Annotated in this window: 16 protein-coding genes and 1 riboswitch; of the genes, 8 read left to right on the forward strand and 8 right to left on the reverse strand. The window is 53.3% G+C overall.

From position 1 onward, the window contains the following. Nucleotides 1-12 precede the first annotated feature (12 nt). From cecR to OGX95_RS03130, 5 genes are read left to right on the forward strand one after another with little or no spacing between them, the layout of a single operon-like run. Nucleotides 13-690 (forward strand): transcriptional regulator CecR, encoded by a 678-nt coding sequence (gene cecR / locus OGX95_RS03110; protein ID WP_202039077.1) that lies wholly within the window; start codon nt 13-15, stop codon nt 688-690. Further along, on the forward strand, nt 687-1,682 hold the full coding sequence (gene hlyD / locus OGX95_RS03115) for a secretion protein HlyD (protein WP_286628284.1): 996 nt from the start codon (nt 687-689) through the stop codon (nt 1,680-1,682). Before cecR ends, hlyD begins: the two co-directional genes overlap by 4 nt. Then, entirely contained in the window at nt 1,675-3,411 is a 1,737-nt protein-coding gene (locus OGX95_RS03120) for an ATP-binding cassette domain-containing protein (RefSeq protein WP_286628285.1), read from the forward strand. Before hlyD ends, OGX95_RS03120 begins: the two co-directional genes overlap by 8 nt. Then, nucleotides 3,404-4,537 carry an ABC transporter permease gene (locus OGX95_RS03125; RefSeq protein WP_286628286.1) on the forward strand — a complete coding sequence of 378 codons (1,134 nt, stop codon included), beginning with the start codon at nt 3,404-3,406 and terminating at the stop codon, nt 4,535-4,537. The genes OGX95_RS03120 and OGX95_RS03125 overlap by 8 nt, the downstream gene beginning before the upstream one ends. Nucleotides 4,538-4,547: 10 nt before the next feature. Next, complete coding sequence (locus tag OGX95_RS03130) at nt 4,548-5,654, forward strand: ABC transporter permease (protein WP_286628287.1); 1,107 nt, start codon at nt 4,548-4,550, stop codon at nt 5,652-5,654. Here OGX95_RS03130 and OGX95_RS03135 read toward each other — a convergent pair. After that, nucleotides 5,616-6,026 carry a YbhQ family protein gene (locus tag OGX95_RS03135; RefSeq protein WP_286628288.1) on the reverse strand — a complete coding sequence of 137 codons (411 nt, stop codon included), beginning with the start codon at nt 6,024-6,026 and terminating at the stop codon, nt 5,616-5,618. The genes OGX95_RS03130 and OGX95_RS03135 overlap by 39 nt on opposite strands. A gap of 190 nt (nt 6,027-6,216) precedes the next feature. Here OGX95_RS03135 and OGX95_RS03140 point away from each other — a divergent pair, with 190 nt between their 5' ends. Further along, complete coding sequence (locus tag OGX95_RS03140) at nt 6,217-6,978, forward strand: endonuclease/exonuclease/phosphatase family protein (RefSeq protein ID WP_286628289.1); 762 nt, start codon at nt 6,217-6,219, stop codon at nt 6,976-6,978. Beyond that, nucleotides 6,975-8,216: a cardiolipin synthase ClsB gene (gene clsB, locus OGX95_RS03145; RefSeq protein ID WP_286628290.1), complete on the forward strand. Its 1,242-nt coding sequence runs from the start codon at nt 6,975-6,977 to the stop codon at nt 8,214-8,216. The genes OGX95_RS03140 and clsB overlap by 4 nt, the downstream gene beginning before the upstream one ends. 156 nt (nt 8,217-8,372) lie before the next feature. Here clsB and OGX95_RS03150 read toward each other — a convergent pair whose 3' ends face one another. The 6 genes from OGX95_RS03150 to moaA all read right to left on the reverse strand — a co-directional run bounded on the left by OGX95_RS03150 (nt 8,373) and on the right by moaA (nt 11,820). Beyond that, a complete protein-coding gene (locus OGX95_RS03150; RefSeq protein WP_040230421.1) occupies nt 8,373-9,077 on the reverse strand; it encodes a Bax inhibitor-1/YccA family protein in 705 nt (234 codons plus the stop codon). A 41-nt stretch (nt 9,078-9,118) separates the two neighbouring features. Next, nucleotides 9,119-9,571, reverse strand: coding sequence for a molybdopterin synthase catalytic subunit MoaE (gene moaE / locus OGX95_RS03155; protein ID WP_286628291.1), 453 nt, complete (start codon nt 9,569-9,571; stop codon nt 9,119-9,121). A gap of 1 nt (nt 9,572) precedes the next feature. After that, nucleotides 9,573-9,818 (reverse strand): molybdopterin synthase sulfur carrier subunit, encoded by a 246-nt coding sequence (gene moaD, locus OGX95_RS03160; RefSeq protein ID WP_286628292.1) that lies wholly within the window; start codon nt 9,816-9,818, stop codon nt 9,573-9,575. After that, complete coding sequence (gene moaC / locus OGX95_RS03165) at nt 9,811-10,296, reverse strand: cyclic pyranopterin monophosphate synthase MoaC (protein WP_286628293.1); 486 nt, start codon at nt 10,294-10,296, stop codon at nt 9,811-9,813. The genes moaD and moaC overlap by 8 nt, the downstream gene beginning before the upstream one ends. Nucleotides 10,297-10,298: 2 nt before the next feature. After that, nucleotides 10,299-10,811, reverse strand: coding sequence for a molybdenum cofactor biosynthesis protein B (gene moaB / locus OGX95_RS03170; RefSeq protein WP_286628294.1), 513 nt, complete (start codon nt 10,809-10,811; stop codon nt 10,299-10,301). A gap of 19 nt (nt 10,812-10,830) precedes the next feature. Further along, nucleotides 10,831-11,820: a GTP 3',8-cyclase MoaA gene (moaA, locus tag OGX95_RS03175; protein WP_286628295.1), complete on the reverse strand. Its 990-nt coding sequence runs from the start codon at nt 11,818-11,820 to the stop codon at nt 10,831-10,833. Beyond that, nucleotides 11,808-11,953: riboswitch (molybdenum cofactor riboswitch) on the reverse strand. Its footprint overlaps the gene before it by 13 nt. Nucleotides 11,954-12,241: 288 nt before the next feature. Between moaA and yvcK the strand changes: the two genes are divergently transcribed. Then, nucleotides 12,242-13,150 (forward strand): uridine diphosphate-N-acetylglucosamine-binding protein YvcK, encoded by a 909-nt coding sequence (gene yvcK / locus OGX95_RS03180; RefSeq protein WP_286628296.1) that lies wholly within the window; start codon nt 12,242-12,244, stop codon nt 13,148-13,150. A gap of 61 nt (nt 13,151-13,211) precedes the next feature. Here the strand turns inward: yvcK and uvrB are convergent, their stop codons facing one another. Then, nucleotides 13,212-15,233, reverse strand: a complete 2,022-nt coding sequence (gene uvrB, locus OGX95_RS03185; RefSeq protein WP_286628297.1) for an excinuclease ABC subunit UvrB — start codon at nt 15,231-15,233, stop codon at nt 13,212-13,214. Between the last annotated feature and the right edge of the window lie 590 nt (nt 15,234-15,823).

Below are 15,823 nucleotides of genomic sequence, written 5' to 3' on the forward strand. Positions count from 1 at the left end.
CAGAGTCGCGCAATGAATACACCCACCATGACAACCAAAGGTGAACAGGCGAAAAATCAGCTCATTGCCGCCGCACTGGCGCAATTTGGCGAGTACGGCCTGCACGCCACTACGCGTGATATTGCGGCTCAAGCCGGACAAAACATTGCGGCCATCACCTACTATTTTGGCTCAAAAGAGGATTTATATCTCGCCTGTGCCCAGTGGATTGCTGATTTTATCGGCTCGCAGTTTCGCCCTCACGCGGAGGAAGCAGAGCGACTGTTTGCTCAGCCAAAGCCAGACCGGGCCGCGATGCGCGAACTTATCCTGCGGGCCTGCAAAAATATGATCATGCTGTTAACCCAGGACGACACGGTTAACCTGAGCAAGTTTATTTCACGCGAGCAGCTTTCCCCTACCGCCGCGTATCAGCTGGTGCATGACCAGGTTATCAATCCACTGCATACCCACCTGACACGACTGATCGCTGCCTATACTGGCTGCGATGCCCATGATACCCAAATGATCCTGCACACCCACGCCATACTTGGCGAGGTGCTGGCCTTTCGCCTGGGTAAAGAAACGATCCTGTTACGTACGGGTTGGTCACAATTTGATGAGGATAAAACCGCGCTGATTTACCAAACGGTCACCTGTCATATCGATCTTATTCTGCAAGGTTTAACGCAAAGGAGTCTGGAGTCATGAAAAAACCTGTCGTTCTTGGGCTGGTTATCGCGGCCCTCGTTGCCGTGATTGCCGGTGGAACGTGGTGGTATCAAAGTCGGCAAGATAACGGCCTGACGCTGTACGGCAACGTCGACATCCGTAGCGTCAACCTGAGTTTTCGCGTCGGTGGCCGACTGGCCTCGCTGGCCGTTGACGAAGGCGATGCCATTACTGCAGGTCAGGTACTGGGCGAACTGGATCACGCCCCGTATGAGAACGCGCTAATGCAGGCGAAAGCCAATGTTGCCGCCGCCCAGGCGCAGTACGATCTAATGCTGGCAGGTTATCGGGAAGAAGAAATCGCACAAACTGCCGCGGCGGTAAAACAGGCCCAGGCGGCTTACGATTACGCGCAGAATTTTTATAATCGACAGGTAGGATTGTGGAAAAGTCGCACTATCTCCGCCAACGATCTGGAAAATGCCCGTTCATCGCGTGACCAGGCGCTGGCATCGTTAAAATCCGCGCAAGATAAACTCACGCAATATCGCAGCGGTAACCGTGTGCAGGATATTGCGCAGGCAAAAGCCACGCTCGAACAGGCTCAGGCTGAGCTGGCACAGGCTGAGCTTAATTTGCATGACACCACGCTGACCTCACCGTCTGACGGTACGCTGCTTACCCGTGCGGTCGAACCCGGCAGTATGCTAAGCGCAGGCGGTACGGTACTGACGCTGTCGCTCACCCGCCCGGTCTGGGTCCGCGCCTATGTTGACGAACGTAATCTGAACCAGGCGCAGCCGGGACGTGAAATTTTGCTCTACACCGACGGTCGGCCGGACAAGCCGTATCACGGTAAAATTGGCTTCGTGTCACCTACTGCAGAATTTACTCCGAAAACGGTGGAAACCCCGGACCTGCGTACTGACCTGGTTTACCGTCTGCGTATTGTCGTGACCGACGCAGACGATGCGCTACGCCAGGGAATGCCGGTGACGGTAAAATTCGGTACCGAGGCACGGCATGAATGACGCCGTCATTACGCTGAATGGTCTGACGAAACGCTTTGCCGGGATGGAAAAACCGGCAGTCGCCCCACTTGACTGCACCATTCATGCAGGCTACGTCACCGGGCTTGTCGGGCCTGATGGTGCCGGGAAAACCACGCTAATGCGGATGCTGGCGGGTCTGTTAAAACCGGACGATGGCAGTGCGACGGTGATTGGCTTTGACCCGATAGTCAACGACAGTGCGCTGCATGCGGTACTGGGCTATATGCCGCAGAAATTTGGCCTGTATGAAGATTTAACCGTCATGGAGAACCTCAATCTCTATGCCGATTTGCGCAGTGTCACCGGCGAAGCGCGGGAAAAAACCTTTGCCCGCCTGCTGGAATTTACCTCACTGGGGCCATTTACCGGGCGTCTGGCTGGCAAACTTTCCGGTGGGATGAAACAGAAACTGGGGCTGGCCTGTACGCTGGTCGGCGAGCCCAAAGTACTGTTGCTTGATGAGCCGGGGGTCGGCGTCGACCCCATCTCCCGTCGTGAACTGTGGCAAATGGTGCACGAACTGGCGGGGGATGGCATGTTGATCCTCTGGAGTACCTCGTATCTGGATGAGGCAGAGCAGTGCCGCGATGTGCTGTTGATGAACGAAGGCGAACTGTTGTATCAGGGCGAACCGACGCGACTGACGCAAACCATGGCGGGCCGCAGTTTCCTCATGAGCAGTCAGCAAGAAAATAACCGTCGGTTGCTGCAGCGGGCATTAAAACTACCGCAGGTCAGCGACGGGATGATTCAGGGGAAATCGGTACGTTTGATCCTGAAAAAAGCAGCCACTGCAGACAATATTCGTCAGGCAGACGGGATGCCGGAGATTAACATCAGCGAAACGGCTCCCCGCTTCGAGGATGCCTTCATTGATTTACTGGGTGGTGCCGGTACGTCGGAATCACCGCTGGGCGCGATCCTGCATACGGTTGAAGGAACGCCAGGTGAAACGGTGATCGAAGCCAAAGCACTGACCAAGAAATTTGGTGATTTTGCGGCCACCGATCATGTGGATTTTGCAGTACAACGTGGTGAGATTTTTGGCCTGCTTGGGCCAAACGGTGCCGGTAAATCCACCACCTTTAAAATGATGTGCGGCCTGCTGGTCCCCACCTCCGGCAAAGCGCTGGTGCTGGACATGGATCTGAAGGTCAGCTCCGGCAAAGCGCGCCAGCATCTGGGTTATATGGCGCAAAAATTCTCCCTGTACGGCAACCTGACGGTTGAGCAGAACCTGCGCTTTTTCTCCGGCGTCTACGGTCTGCGCGGCCGTGCGCAGAAAGACAAAATTGATCGTATGAGCGAGGCATTCGGCCTGAAAAGCATCGCGTCTCACGCCACCGACGATCTGCCGCTGGGCTTTAAGCAGCGCCTGGCACTGGCCTGTTCGCTGATGCATGAACCCGATATCCTGTTCCTTGATGAACCCACTTCCGGGGTCGATCCCCTCACCCGTCGGGAGTTCTGGCTGCATATCAACAGCATGGTGGAGAAAGGCGTGACGGTGATGGTCACCACCCACTTTATGGACGAGGCGGAATACTGTGACCGTATCGGGCTGGTGTATCGCGGCAAGCTGATTGCCAGCGGCACGCCTGATGACCTGAAGGCACAAGCAGCCGATAGCGACACGCCGGACCCGACGATGGAGCAGGCGTTTATTACGCTTATCAATGACTGGGATAAGGAGCATACGCATGAGTAGCCACTCTCTCTCCTGGCGGCGCGTACGGGCGTTGTGCGTGAAAGAAACACGCCAGATCGTCCGCGATCCCAGTAGCTGGCTGATTGCCGTCGTGATCCCGTTACTGCTGCTGTTTATCTTCGGCTACGGCATTAATCTCGACTCCAGCAAGCTGCGGGTGGGGATTTTGCTTGAACAGCAAAGCAAAGAGGCACTGGACTTTACCCATACCATGACCGGCTCGCCCTATATTGATGCCACCATCAGCGATAACCGTCAGGAATTGATTGAGAAAATGCAGGCCGGACGCATTCGCGGCCTGGTGGTGATCCCGGTAGATTTTGCCCAGCAGATGGCGCGGCCCAACGACGTAGCACCCATTCAGGTCATCACCGACGGCAGTGAGCCAAACACGGCTAACTTTGTGCAGGGTTATGTCGAAGGTATCTGGCAGATTTGGCAAAAGCAACGGGCGGAAGACCAGGGTGAATCGTTCGAGCCACTGATCGATGTGCAGACTCGATACTGGTTCAACCCGGCGGCCATCAGCCAGCATTTTATTATCCCTGGGGCGGTCACTATCATTATGACGGTCATTGGCGCGATCCTCACCTCGCTGGTGGTGGCGCGTGAGTGGGAGCGCGGAACCATGGAAGCGTTGCTGTCAACCGAAGTGACTCGCGTGGAGTTGCTGCTGTGTAAGCTTATCCCCTATTACTTTCTTGGCATGCTGGCGATGCTGCTGTGTATGTTGGTGTCGGTATTTATTCTGGGCGTGCCGTATCGCGGTTCGTTACTGATCCTGTTTTTTATCACCAGCCTGTTTCTGCTCAGTACGCTTGGCATGGGATTGCTGATCTCCACCATTACCCGCAATCAGTTTAACGCCGCACAGGTGGCGCTGAACGCCGCCTTCCTGCCTTCAATTATGTTGTCGGGATTTATCTTTCAGATAGACAGCATGCCGGCGATTATCCGCGCGGTGACTTACATTATTCCCGCACGCTATTTCGTCAGTACGTTGCAAAGCCTGTTTCTGGCGGGAAATATTCCGGTGGTGCTGATTATCAACGTGCTGTTTTTAATCGCTTCGGCGGTAATGTTTATTGGTCTGACGTGGCTTAAAACCAAACGTCGGTTGGATTAAGGGGACTGGCATGTTTCATCGCTTATGGACATTAATTCGCAAAGAGCTGCAATCGCTGCTGCGTGAGCCGCAAACGCGGGCCATTCTGATTTTACCGGTACTGATTCAGGTCATTCTGTTCCCGTTCGCCGCAACGCTGGAAGTCACTAACGCCACTATCGCTATCTATAACGAAGATAACGGTAAACACTCGGTTGAATTAACCCAGCGTTTTGCCCGCGCCAGCGCCTTTACCCATATTCTGCTGCTGAAAAGCCCACAGGAAATCCAACCCACCATCGACACGCAAAAAGCACTACTGCTGGTGCGCTTCCCGGCAGACTTCTCGCGTAATCTGGATACTTTCCAACAAGCACCCATGCAGCTAATTCTCGATGGGCGCAACTCCAACAGCGCGCAGATTGCAGCGAATTATCTGCAGCAGATCGTTAAGGAGTATCAGCAGGAGCTGATGGAAGGCAAACCGAAACCGAACAACAGCGAGCTGGTCGTGCGTAACTGGTATAACCCGAATCTGGATTACAAATGGTTCGTCGTTCCGTCGCTGATCGCTATGATCACCACCATCGGCGTGATGATCGTCACCTCACTGTCGGTCGCCCGCGAACGCGAACAGGGCACACTTGATCAACTGCTGGTTTCCCCACTGACGACCTGGCAGATTTTCATCGGTAAAGCCGTGCCAGCACTCATTGTTGCCACCTTTCAGGCCACTATCGTACTGGCAATCGGCATCTGGGCCTATCACATCCCGTTTGCAGGTTCACTGGGTTTGTTCTACTTCACAATGGTGATTTACGGGTTGTCGTTGGTGGGATTTGGCTTGCTGATTTCGTCACTGTGCGCGACGCAGCAGCAGGCTTTTATCGGCGTCTTTGTCTTTATGATGCCGGCGATTTTGCTGTCCGGATATGTCTCTCCGGTCGAAAATATGCCGGTATGGTTACAAAACCTGACGTGGATAAACCCGATCCGTCACTTTACGGACATCACAAAACAGATTTACCTGAAGGATGCGAGTCTGAAGATTGTCTGGGGAAGTTTGTGGCCGCTATTGGTAATAGCGGCCACAACAGGCTCAGCGGCGTATGCGATGTTTAGACGCAAAGTGATGTAACTTTTTCTCTTTCGTCAACAACGAGACCACTGCGGGTCCGGCAAGGACAGCCAGCCCCGCCAGCGCCAGTAACACGTTGTTTTGCAGCACACGCGACAGCAGCCACAGTACGATCATTGCCGCACCGAAATACCACGTGGTCGTCAGCTCTTCCAGCACATCCGCCACATCACGCCAGCGCTGTTCATGGTGACGTTGCAATGCCAGCATTAAGATAACCGTTACGCCATACACGACGCATAATCCCAGGCCGACGTGCACCAACTTGCCGCTCATCCAGCCCATTACCAGCAACGCCACTACCAGTAAATGCAACACAATCTGCCAGCAACTTAGACCCGTTGCGACACGAACACGTTGTTGCCACCTCATGGCTTTTCTCCTGAAGGATTTTTAACTAATTATTCAGAGTACCGGACTTTCCGGAAAATTCCGCAACACCGCATCTTTTTGTGACGGCGACTACACTATTTATTTCGCCACAGAATTCGCGATGCGGTCAAACCCCCGCATCCCGAAGGATGACGGAGAGAGTCAGGAAAGTGACGCCAACGGGAGAATCATGAGCGAATCAGCAGATCGATTTTCATTCAATGTGCTCACCATTAATACTCACAAGGGTTTCACCGCCTTTAACAGACGCTTTATTTTGCCCGAGCTGCGGGATGCCGTCAGGGCAATTGGCGCAGATATTGTGTGCCTGCAGGAGGTGCTGGGCGCTCACGACGAACACTCACTGCAGATAGAAAACTGGCCGGATACCAGCCACTACGAGTTTCTGGCCGACACCATGTGGCGCGATTTCGCCTACGGGCGCAATGCCGTGTATCCACAAGGACATCACGGCAATGCCGTGCTATCGCGTTACCCCATTGAACATTATGAAAACCGTGATGTATCCGTAGGCACGAGTGAAAAACGTGGTGTGCTTTACTGCCGCATTATGCCGCCGATGCTGTCCCGCCCGATTCATGTGATGTGCGTCCACCTCGGTTTGCGTGAAGCCCATCGCCAGGCACAGCTCAGCATGCTGGCAAATTGGGTCAATGCCCTGCCCGACACGGACCCCGTGGTGGTTGCTGGCGATTTTAACGACTGGCGACAACAGGCAAATTATCCGTTGAAAAGCCAGGCCGGTCTTGACGAGATTTTTACTCGCGCTCACGGCCGCCCGGCACGAACTTTCCCGGTGCGATGTCCTCTACTGCGCCTCGACAGAATCTATGTAAAAAATGCTAACGCCAGTACACCAGCCGCGCTGGCGCTGCAACACTGGCGACATTTGTCCGATCATGCCCCCCTGAGCGCGGAGATTCGTGTATGAAAACAGGCTGGCGTGAAGGCAATCAAATTCAGCTACTGGAAAACGGCGATCAGTACTATCCCGCCGTATTTCACGCGATTAAACACGCGGAGCAAAAAATCATTCTGGAGACCTTTATCTGGTTTGAAGATGAGGTAGGGAAACAGCTACATGCCGCACTGCTCGCTGCCGCGCACCGCGGGATCGCCGCAGAGGTGTTGCTCGACGGCTACGGCTCACCTGACCTCAGCGATCGCTTTGTCGAAGAGTTAACCGCGGCAGGTATTGTTTTCCGTTATTACGATCCGCGCCCACGTCTGTTCGGGATGCGTACCAATCTGTTTCGCCGGATGCATCGCAAAATTGTGGTCATTGACGATCGCATCGCCTTCGTCGGCGGCATTAATTACTCCGCCGAACACATGTCTGACTACGGGCCGGAAGCCAAGCAAGATTACGCGGTGTGTGTTGAAGGTCCGATTGTGGTTGATATTCTTACATTCGTGCTGGGGAACCTGCCGGGACAAAGCGCCGTACGCCGCTGGTGGCCACGCCATCACCGGGCAGTCGAAAACCATCGCCCCGGTGAAGCGCAGGCGCTGTTCATCTGGCGTGATAACGAGGAACATCGTGATGATATTGAACGTCATTATTTGAAAATGCTTGCTCAGGCAAAACGGGAAGTGATTATTGCCAATGCCTATTTCTTCCCCGGTTATCGTCTGTTGCATGCACTACGTAAAGCAGCACGACGCGGCGTACGGGTAAAACTCATCGTTCAGGGCGAGCCTGATATGCCCATTGTGAAAGTGGGCGCCCGGCTGCTGTATCACTATCTGGTGAAAGGGGGCGTCCACGTCTACGAATATCACCGCAAGCCGCTGCATGGCAAAGTGGCGCTGATGGACGATCACTGGGCTACTGTCGGCTCCAGCAATCTTGACCCGCTCAGTCTGTCGCTGAATCTGGAAGCCAATCTCATTATTCACGACCGTGCTTTTAATCAGATCCTGCGCGACAACCTGAATCCAATTATTGCAGATGACTGTCAGCGAATTGATGAATCAATGTTACCCAGACGTACCTGGTGGAACCTGACCAAAAGCGTATTGGCATTTCACTTTTTACGCCACTTCCCGGCACTGGTCGGTTGGCTACCGGCACACACTCCACGCCTGACGGAAGTGGAGCCGCCAGCACAACCCGCGATCGAAACACAAGATCGCATTCAAACCGAGGATGCAGGAGGAAAAAGCTGATGGCGAAGTCGGTCGAAAACGCGGCGGGTAAAAAACGAGGAGACGATGGCTAAATCATCGTGACGTTAGTGCCGGATGCGGCTTAACACCTTATCCGGCCTACTTTCGTTGCAGAACCGTGGGCCGGACAGGCACTACCCCATCCGGCGACAAGAATTAGCGGCGATTACCGAAAATACGCAGCAGCATCAGGAACAGGTTAATAAAGTCCAGATACAGCGTTAACGCCCCGAGGATCGCGTATTTACGCAGGTTGGAACTGTCGCGCAGATCAATCTGTTCGCCAATATTTTTCAGCTTCTGCGTGTCATAGGCGGTCAGGCCAACAAACACTATCACCCCAATGTAGGTCACCGCCCACATCAGCGCTTCGCTCTTCAGCCAGAAGTTAACCAACGAGGCCAGAACGATACCAATTAACGCCATAAACAGCATGTTGCCAAAACCGCTGAGATCGCGTTTAGTGGTGTATCCGTACAGGCTCATGATACCGAACATCCCGCCGGTAACCACGAAGGTGCTGGCGATAGACGAGTAGGTATAAACGATAAAAATACTCGATAGCGTCAGCCCGGTTAATGCCGAATAGAGCATAAACAGCGTCGTTGCCATTCCAGCACTGAGCTTTTGCACCATTCCCGACAGGACAAATACCAGCGCCAGTTGTGCAATGATCAGCCCAAAGAAGGTAATTTTGCTGGAAAAGACAAACATCATCACCGCAGGCGTATTCGCCGCATACCATGCAATAAACGCCGTCAGTAACAACCCACAGGTCATCCAGCCGTAGACCTGCGCCATGTAGGTTTGCAGGCCGGAACGGGCCTGCACAATAGAATCGGATCGTGGGAATCGGTCCATGACAATCTCCTGAGTCAGTATGTGCCTAAACCAATTGTACTCTACCAGCGTTTTGCTGCTTGCTTATCGCTGTCGCGGGCGTCAACCCAACGTTCACCTTCTGGCGTGGCTTCACGTTTCCAGAACGGCGCACGCGTTTTCAGGTAATCCATAATGAACTGCCCGGCATCAAACGCGCTACTACGATGTGCACTGGTCACACCGACAAAAACAATTTCATCGCCCGGCCACAGTTCGCCAATACGGTGGATCACCGTCACACGGCCCAGCGGCCAGCGCTCACGTGCCTCATCGACGATTTCAGCCAGCGCTTTTTCGGTCATGCCTGGGTAATGCTCCAGCGTCAACGCCTGCACGCTGTCACCCAGATTGTGATTACGAACTTTACCGGTAAAAGTGACCACCGCGCCGTCTTCATCGCGCCCGGCAAGCCAGGGGTACTCGTCACCAACGCTAAATGGCGCATGCCCAACAACAATTCGCGTTTCAGCCATTTTAGCCTCCGGTCACTGGCGGGAAGAAAGCCACTTCATCACCCGCCCTGAGAGGATGATCAAAGCTGACCAGCGTCTGGTTTACCGCCGCCAGTAGCTTGCCATCTTCCAGCGCCAGCGCCCAACGATCGCCTTTGCCCGCCAGATACTGGCGCAGTGCTTCTACCGTTGGAAATTCAGCCGTCACCTCTAGCGCATCGGTGTTGACCAGTTCTCGCACCTGGGCAAAGAAAAGAACCTTAATCATGTGCATCCACCTTAAAATCCCCCGACTTGCCGCCGCTTTTTGCCAGCAGACGTACCGGACCAATCACCATATCCTTTTGTACGGCTTTGCACATGTCGTAAATGGTCAACGCCGCTACGGAAGCCGCCGTTAATGCTTCCATTTCAACGCCAGTTTTTCCCGTCAGCCGACATAGTGTTTCAATGCGGACACGGTTTTGCTCCGGTTCAGCCAGCAGGTTGACTTCAACCTTGCTGAGCATCAGCGGATGGCACAGCGGGATCAGGTCCCAGGTACGTTTGGCCGCCTGAATACCCGCAATGCGGGCCGTAGCGAAAACATCACCTTTATGATGACTGCCATCGATAATCATCGCCAGCGTTTCACTGCGCATGGTCACGAATGCTTCAGCTCGCGCCTCGCGTACAGTCTCAGCTTTGGCAGAAACATCCACCATGTGCGCTTCGCCAGCGGCATTAATATGGGTTAATTGCGACATACTTATTTCTTCAAATGTGGGTGGAAGTTACACGGACGTGTACGGGCATCGAGCTGCGGCGCAATAATATTTTCCCAGGCGGTACGACACGCTTTGGTCGACCCTGGCATGGCGAAAATCAGCGTCTTATTTGCCACCCCGGCAACCGCACGAGACTGCAGCGTCGCCGTACCAATCTCTTCAAAGGAGAGCATGCGGAACACTTCGCCGAAGCCTTCGACTTCTCTGTCAAACAGTGGCAGCAGCGCTTCCGGTGCCTGATCGCCTTCGGTTAAACCGGTACCACCGGTAATGAGCACCACTTGCACATCGTCACTGGCAATCCACGCTGAAACCTGGGCGCGAATCGCATAGCGGTTCTCTTTGACAATCGCCTTATCAACAATCTGATGACCCGCTTCCAGCGCAGAGTCGCGCAGATAATGGCCGGAAGTGTCGTCATCTTCGCCTCGACGGCTGGAAACGGTAAGAATAGCAATGCGTGTCGGGATAAATTCAGCGCTTACCTGACTCATGAGAAACTCCTTTTAGCGATCAGCCGCCAATGTAAGATAAGTTTTGCGTAATACCGGTATTATTCTGATGCAGGAAATGGGTCTGCTTTTTCTCCAGCAACGCGGCAGAGATACGTTCTTCAAGCGCAGACTGCTGGGCGTCGTCTGTCAGCAAATCACGCAAGTTCACCCCGCCTTCACCAAATAAACACAGATGAAGTTTGCCGACGGATGAAACACGCAGGCGATTGCAGGTGGCGCAGAAGTCTTTCTCATAAGGCATGATAAGACCAATTTCACCGGCATAATCAGGATGACAGAAAACCTGAGCCGGACCGTCGCTGCGCTGGCGTAACTGGTGGATCCAGCCGCGCTTGAGCAGTTCATCGCGCAGTACCTGCCCGGAGATATGGTGTTTGCGAAAGAGAGAGCTGCCCTCACCCGTTTCCATCAGTTCAATAAAACGTAGCTGAATCGGCCGCGGTTGAACCCAGGCCAGGAAGGTATCCAGTTGATGATGGTTTACATCGCGCATCAACACGGTGTTGACTTTCACTTTTTCAAAACCGGCATCGAAGGCGGCGTCAATCCCCGCCATCACCTGCTGAAACTTATCCTGCCCGGTAATAGCGTGAAACTGACGGGCATCGAGACTGTCGACGCTGACGTTGAGTGCCGTCAGCCCGGCATCGCGCCATGCAGCAGCATCGCGCGCCAGACGATAACCATTGGTGGTTACCGCAATCTGACGGATAGCGTCGTTTTCACGTACAGCAGCAATAATGTCGGTAAAATCGCGACGCAGTGACGGTTCGCCACCTGTCAGACGCACCTTTTCCGTTCCCAGACTGGCGAACGCACGTGTGACGCGGCGAATTTCATCAACGGTCAGAAAGCCGTTATTAGTCACGCCACCAGGCTTATAGCCATCTGGCAGACAGTAGGTGCAACGAAAGTTACACACATCGGTAATCGACAAACGCAAGTAGTAAAACTTACGCGCGAATGCATCGGTAAGTTGAGAGCCCATGTACACCTTTCCAAATACGGGAGGCGAAGTCATTTCTTCCTGCGCCCTGGTGACAATCGTATTCACGTATCGTCACGGCCAAAGCACCGTATCATTTGACCCAGGTGCAGAGGCTAGAGTGTTTATACTCGTCATGCTTTGAGTACATTGTGGTTATGCCGATACTAGCGTGTAAATGACACTTTTGCCATGTACACTTTCGCTGTATAAACATGTATATAGCGACATGATCGTGCAATTTCGCTACAGAATAAGCAAAAACCATGGTTTTGCATTGATATACATCATCTTGCTATCAGGTGGATGTCGTCAGAAAGGGGTAGATCGCAGAAAATTATTTTCTGCGATGACGACTGGATAATTGCTGAAAATACGCTATTTACGTTATTGTAACGCCGATCAATTGATATCAGGAATAACTATGCGCACTCGTACGCTGGCAGATCTGGATCGCGTTGTCGCTCTCGGCGGAGGGCATGGATTAGGACGCGTTCTGTCGTCACTTTCCTCTTTAGGCTCACGCCTGACGGGCATCGTCACGACCACCGATAACGGCGGTTCCACGGGGCGAATTCGCCGTTCAGAAGGCGGTATTGCCTGGGGAGACATGCGGAACTGCCTCAACCAGTTAATTACCCAACCCAGCGTTGCATCGGCAATGTTTGAGTACCGTTTTGGCGGCAATGGCGAACTTTCCGGTCATAACCTCGGAAATCTGATGTTAAAAGCGCTCGATCACCTCAGCGTGCGGCCTCTGGAAGCCATCAATTTAATTCGCAGCCTGCTAAAAGTTGATGCGCATTTAATTCCCATGTCAGAACTGCCGGTAGACCTGATGGCGCTGGACGATCAGGGACATGAAGTGTATGGCGAAGTAAATATCGACCAGCTCACTACCCTGCCACAAGAATTAATGCTCTCACCTAAAGTTCCCGCTACGCGAGAGGCGATTGAAACCATCGCAGAAGCGGATCTGATCCTGATAGGACCGGGGAGTTTTTATACCAGCCTGATGCCGCTACTGCTGCTTGACGAACTGGCGCAGGCCTTGCGTCGTACGCCGGCTCCAATGGTTTATATCGGCAATCTGGGACGTGAACTCAGCCTGCCTGCCGCCAGCCTGACGCTTGCCGATAAGCTGGCTATCATTGAGCAATATGTTGGTAAGAAGGTGATTGATGCGGTGATTGTAGGGCCAAAAGTCGATGTTTCGGCCGTGACCGACCGCATTGTGATTCAGGATGAACTGGAAGCCAGCGATATCCCCTATCGTCATGACCGTCAGTTGCTGCATAGCGCGCTGGAGAAAGCGGTGCAGGCGTTAGGTTGAACGTATTTGCCTGATGCGCTTATAGGCCGGATAAGGGATTTATCCCGCATCCGGAACACGCTTACGATGCCGCGATAAACAACTCACGCAACTGATGCAACTGGTCACGGATCTGGGCGGCCTCTTCGAACTCAAGGTTCTGCGCATGCTGCATCATCTGACCTTCTAACTCGTGAATCTTCTGCTGCAGCGCTTTCGGCGTCATATCCAGCTCAACAACCTCGGATTTCGCCCCGGCACGCGACTTCCCTTTGCCTTTCGCTTTGGTCTTCGCAATATTCTGACCCAACGCCAGAATATCAACGACTTTCTTGTTCAGCCCCTGTGGCGTAATACCGTGCTCTTCGTTATACAGTTGCTGCTTCTCGCGACGACGTTCGGTCTCACCAATGGCCTTCGCCATCGATGCGGTAATTTTATCGCCGTAGAGAATCGCTTTACCGTTGATGTTACGTGCCGCTCGACCGATGGTCTGGATAAGCGATCGTTCCGAACGCAGGAACCCTTCTTTGTCCGCATCCAGAATCGCCACCAGAGAGACCTCTGGCATGTCCAGGCCTTCTCGTAACAGGTTGATACCCACCAGCACGTCAAACTCGCCCAGGCGCAAATCACGAATGATTTCCATGCGTTCCACGGTATCAATGTCGGAGTGCAAATAGCGCACCCGCTCGCCGTGTTCTTCGAGATATTCAGTGAGGTCCTCTGCCATCCGTTTCGTGAGTGTCGTCACCAGCACGCGTTCGTTAATCGCCGCGCGAGTGCGGATCTCAGACAGCAGGTCATCAACCTGTGTTGCGACCGGACGAACTTCAATTACCGGATCCAGCAGCCCGGTTGGTCGCACCACCTGATCGACCACGTCATCACCGGATTTCTCCAGCTCATAATTGCCCGGTGTCGCTGAAACATAAATGGTTTGCGGTGCCAGCGCCTCGAACTCTTCAAACTTCAGCGGACGGTTATCCAGCGCCGACGGCAGACGGAATCCATATTCAACCAGCGTCTCTTTTCGTGCCCGGTCGCCGCGGTACATCCCACCAATTTGCGGAATCGTTACGTGGGATTCATCCACCACCAACAGACCATCGGCAGGCAGGTAATCAAACAGCGTCGGCGGCGGCTCGCCCGGACCGCGTCCGGACAGATAGCGTGAATAGTTTTCAATACCCGAGCAGTAACCCAGCTCGTTCATCATTTCCAGATCGAACTGCGTACGCTGGCTTAAACGCTGTTCTTCCACCAGCTTGTTGTTCGCCAGCAGGATTTTGCGGCGGTCCGCCAGCTCAACTTTAATTTCTTCCATTGCCTGCACAATACGTTCGCGCGGCGTCACGTAGTGGGTTTTCGGGTAAATGGTGAAGCGCGAAATAGTGGATTCAACCTGCCCGGTTAGCGGGTCGAACAGCGACAAGCGCTCAACTTCTTCATCAAACAACTCGACGCGCAGTGCAATATCGTCAGATTCGGCTGGAAAGATGTCGATCACCTCACCACGCACACGGAACGTCCCGCGCTGGAATGCCTGATCGTTACGCGTGTATTGCAGCTCAGCAAGCCGACGCAGGATCGCGCGCTGGTCGATAATCATCCCCACCGTCAGGTGCAGCATCATCTTCAGATACAGATCCGGATCGCCCAAACCATAGATCGCGGAAACTGAGGCCACCACCACCACATCCCGCCGTTCAAGCAGGGCTTTGGTCGCCGACAAACGCATCTGTTCAATGTGTTCGTTTACCGACGCATCTTTCTCGATAAACGTATCAGAGCTCGGGACATAAGCTTCCGGCTGATAATAGTCGTAGTAGGAGACGAAATATTCCACTGCGTTATCCGGGAAAAACTCTTTCATCTCGCCGTACAACTGGGCTGCGAGGGTCTTGTTAGGGGCCAGCACCATAGTCGGACGCTGTAAGTCCGCAATCACGTTGGCGATAGTGAATGTCTTCCCCGACCCCGTCACCCCGAGCAGCGTCTGATGCGCCAGACCATCCTCCAGCCCTTCTTCCAGGCGACGAATCGCCTCAGGCTGATCGCCAGAGGGTTTAAAAGCGGAATTCAGTTTGAAAGGTTTACTCATGGGCAGCTACCTGAAGCAATGGGCGGGCAGGTGTGTAATTTTACTCGCAGCAGTATATTTTGCCAGTAAAATATACTGGATGAAAAAACAGTAACGCATCAGATTATTTCTGTTACGCCGTCAGGAAGCCCGTCATAGCAGGCTAAAATTTTGGCACTGGCGAGATAAAACACCAGTAAAAATGTGTTATCCCCAAACCAATGACTTTTTTAACATTTGTCAAGACGGCAGATGAAAGTTTTATGGCAACGCATGACGCTTCTGCGACAGCCATTGCTTTTATCTAACATTCTGAATTTCAATAACTATTCTCTCGAGCCGTCTTTCGCATCAATTTAGTCGCAGGCCGCGTCTTCTCTCGCTTACATTGTGTTTTCTAACTCTAATACACAAGGTTATCCACAGGAATAGTGGATAACTGCCTCCAGCCCGTGCTGACTGCCGCCTGGCAAAAACACCGACTTGCACTTTTCGGGTGGGATAAAAAAAAATTATCGCCATTTTTTTATATTTATCAGCTAACGCAGCCCTGGACGCAGCCGAGATCTTGCTCGCATTTTCACCATTTCCCTGCCTGCACCATCCCGACG

It is taken from the genome of Citrobacter sp. Cu233 (genome assembly GCF_030332225.1).
Taxonomy (GTDB): domain Bacteria; phylum Pseudomonadota; class Gammaproteobacteria; order Enterobacterales; family Enterobacteriaceae; genus Citrobacter.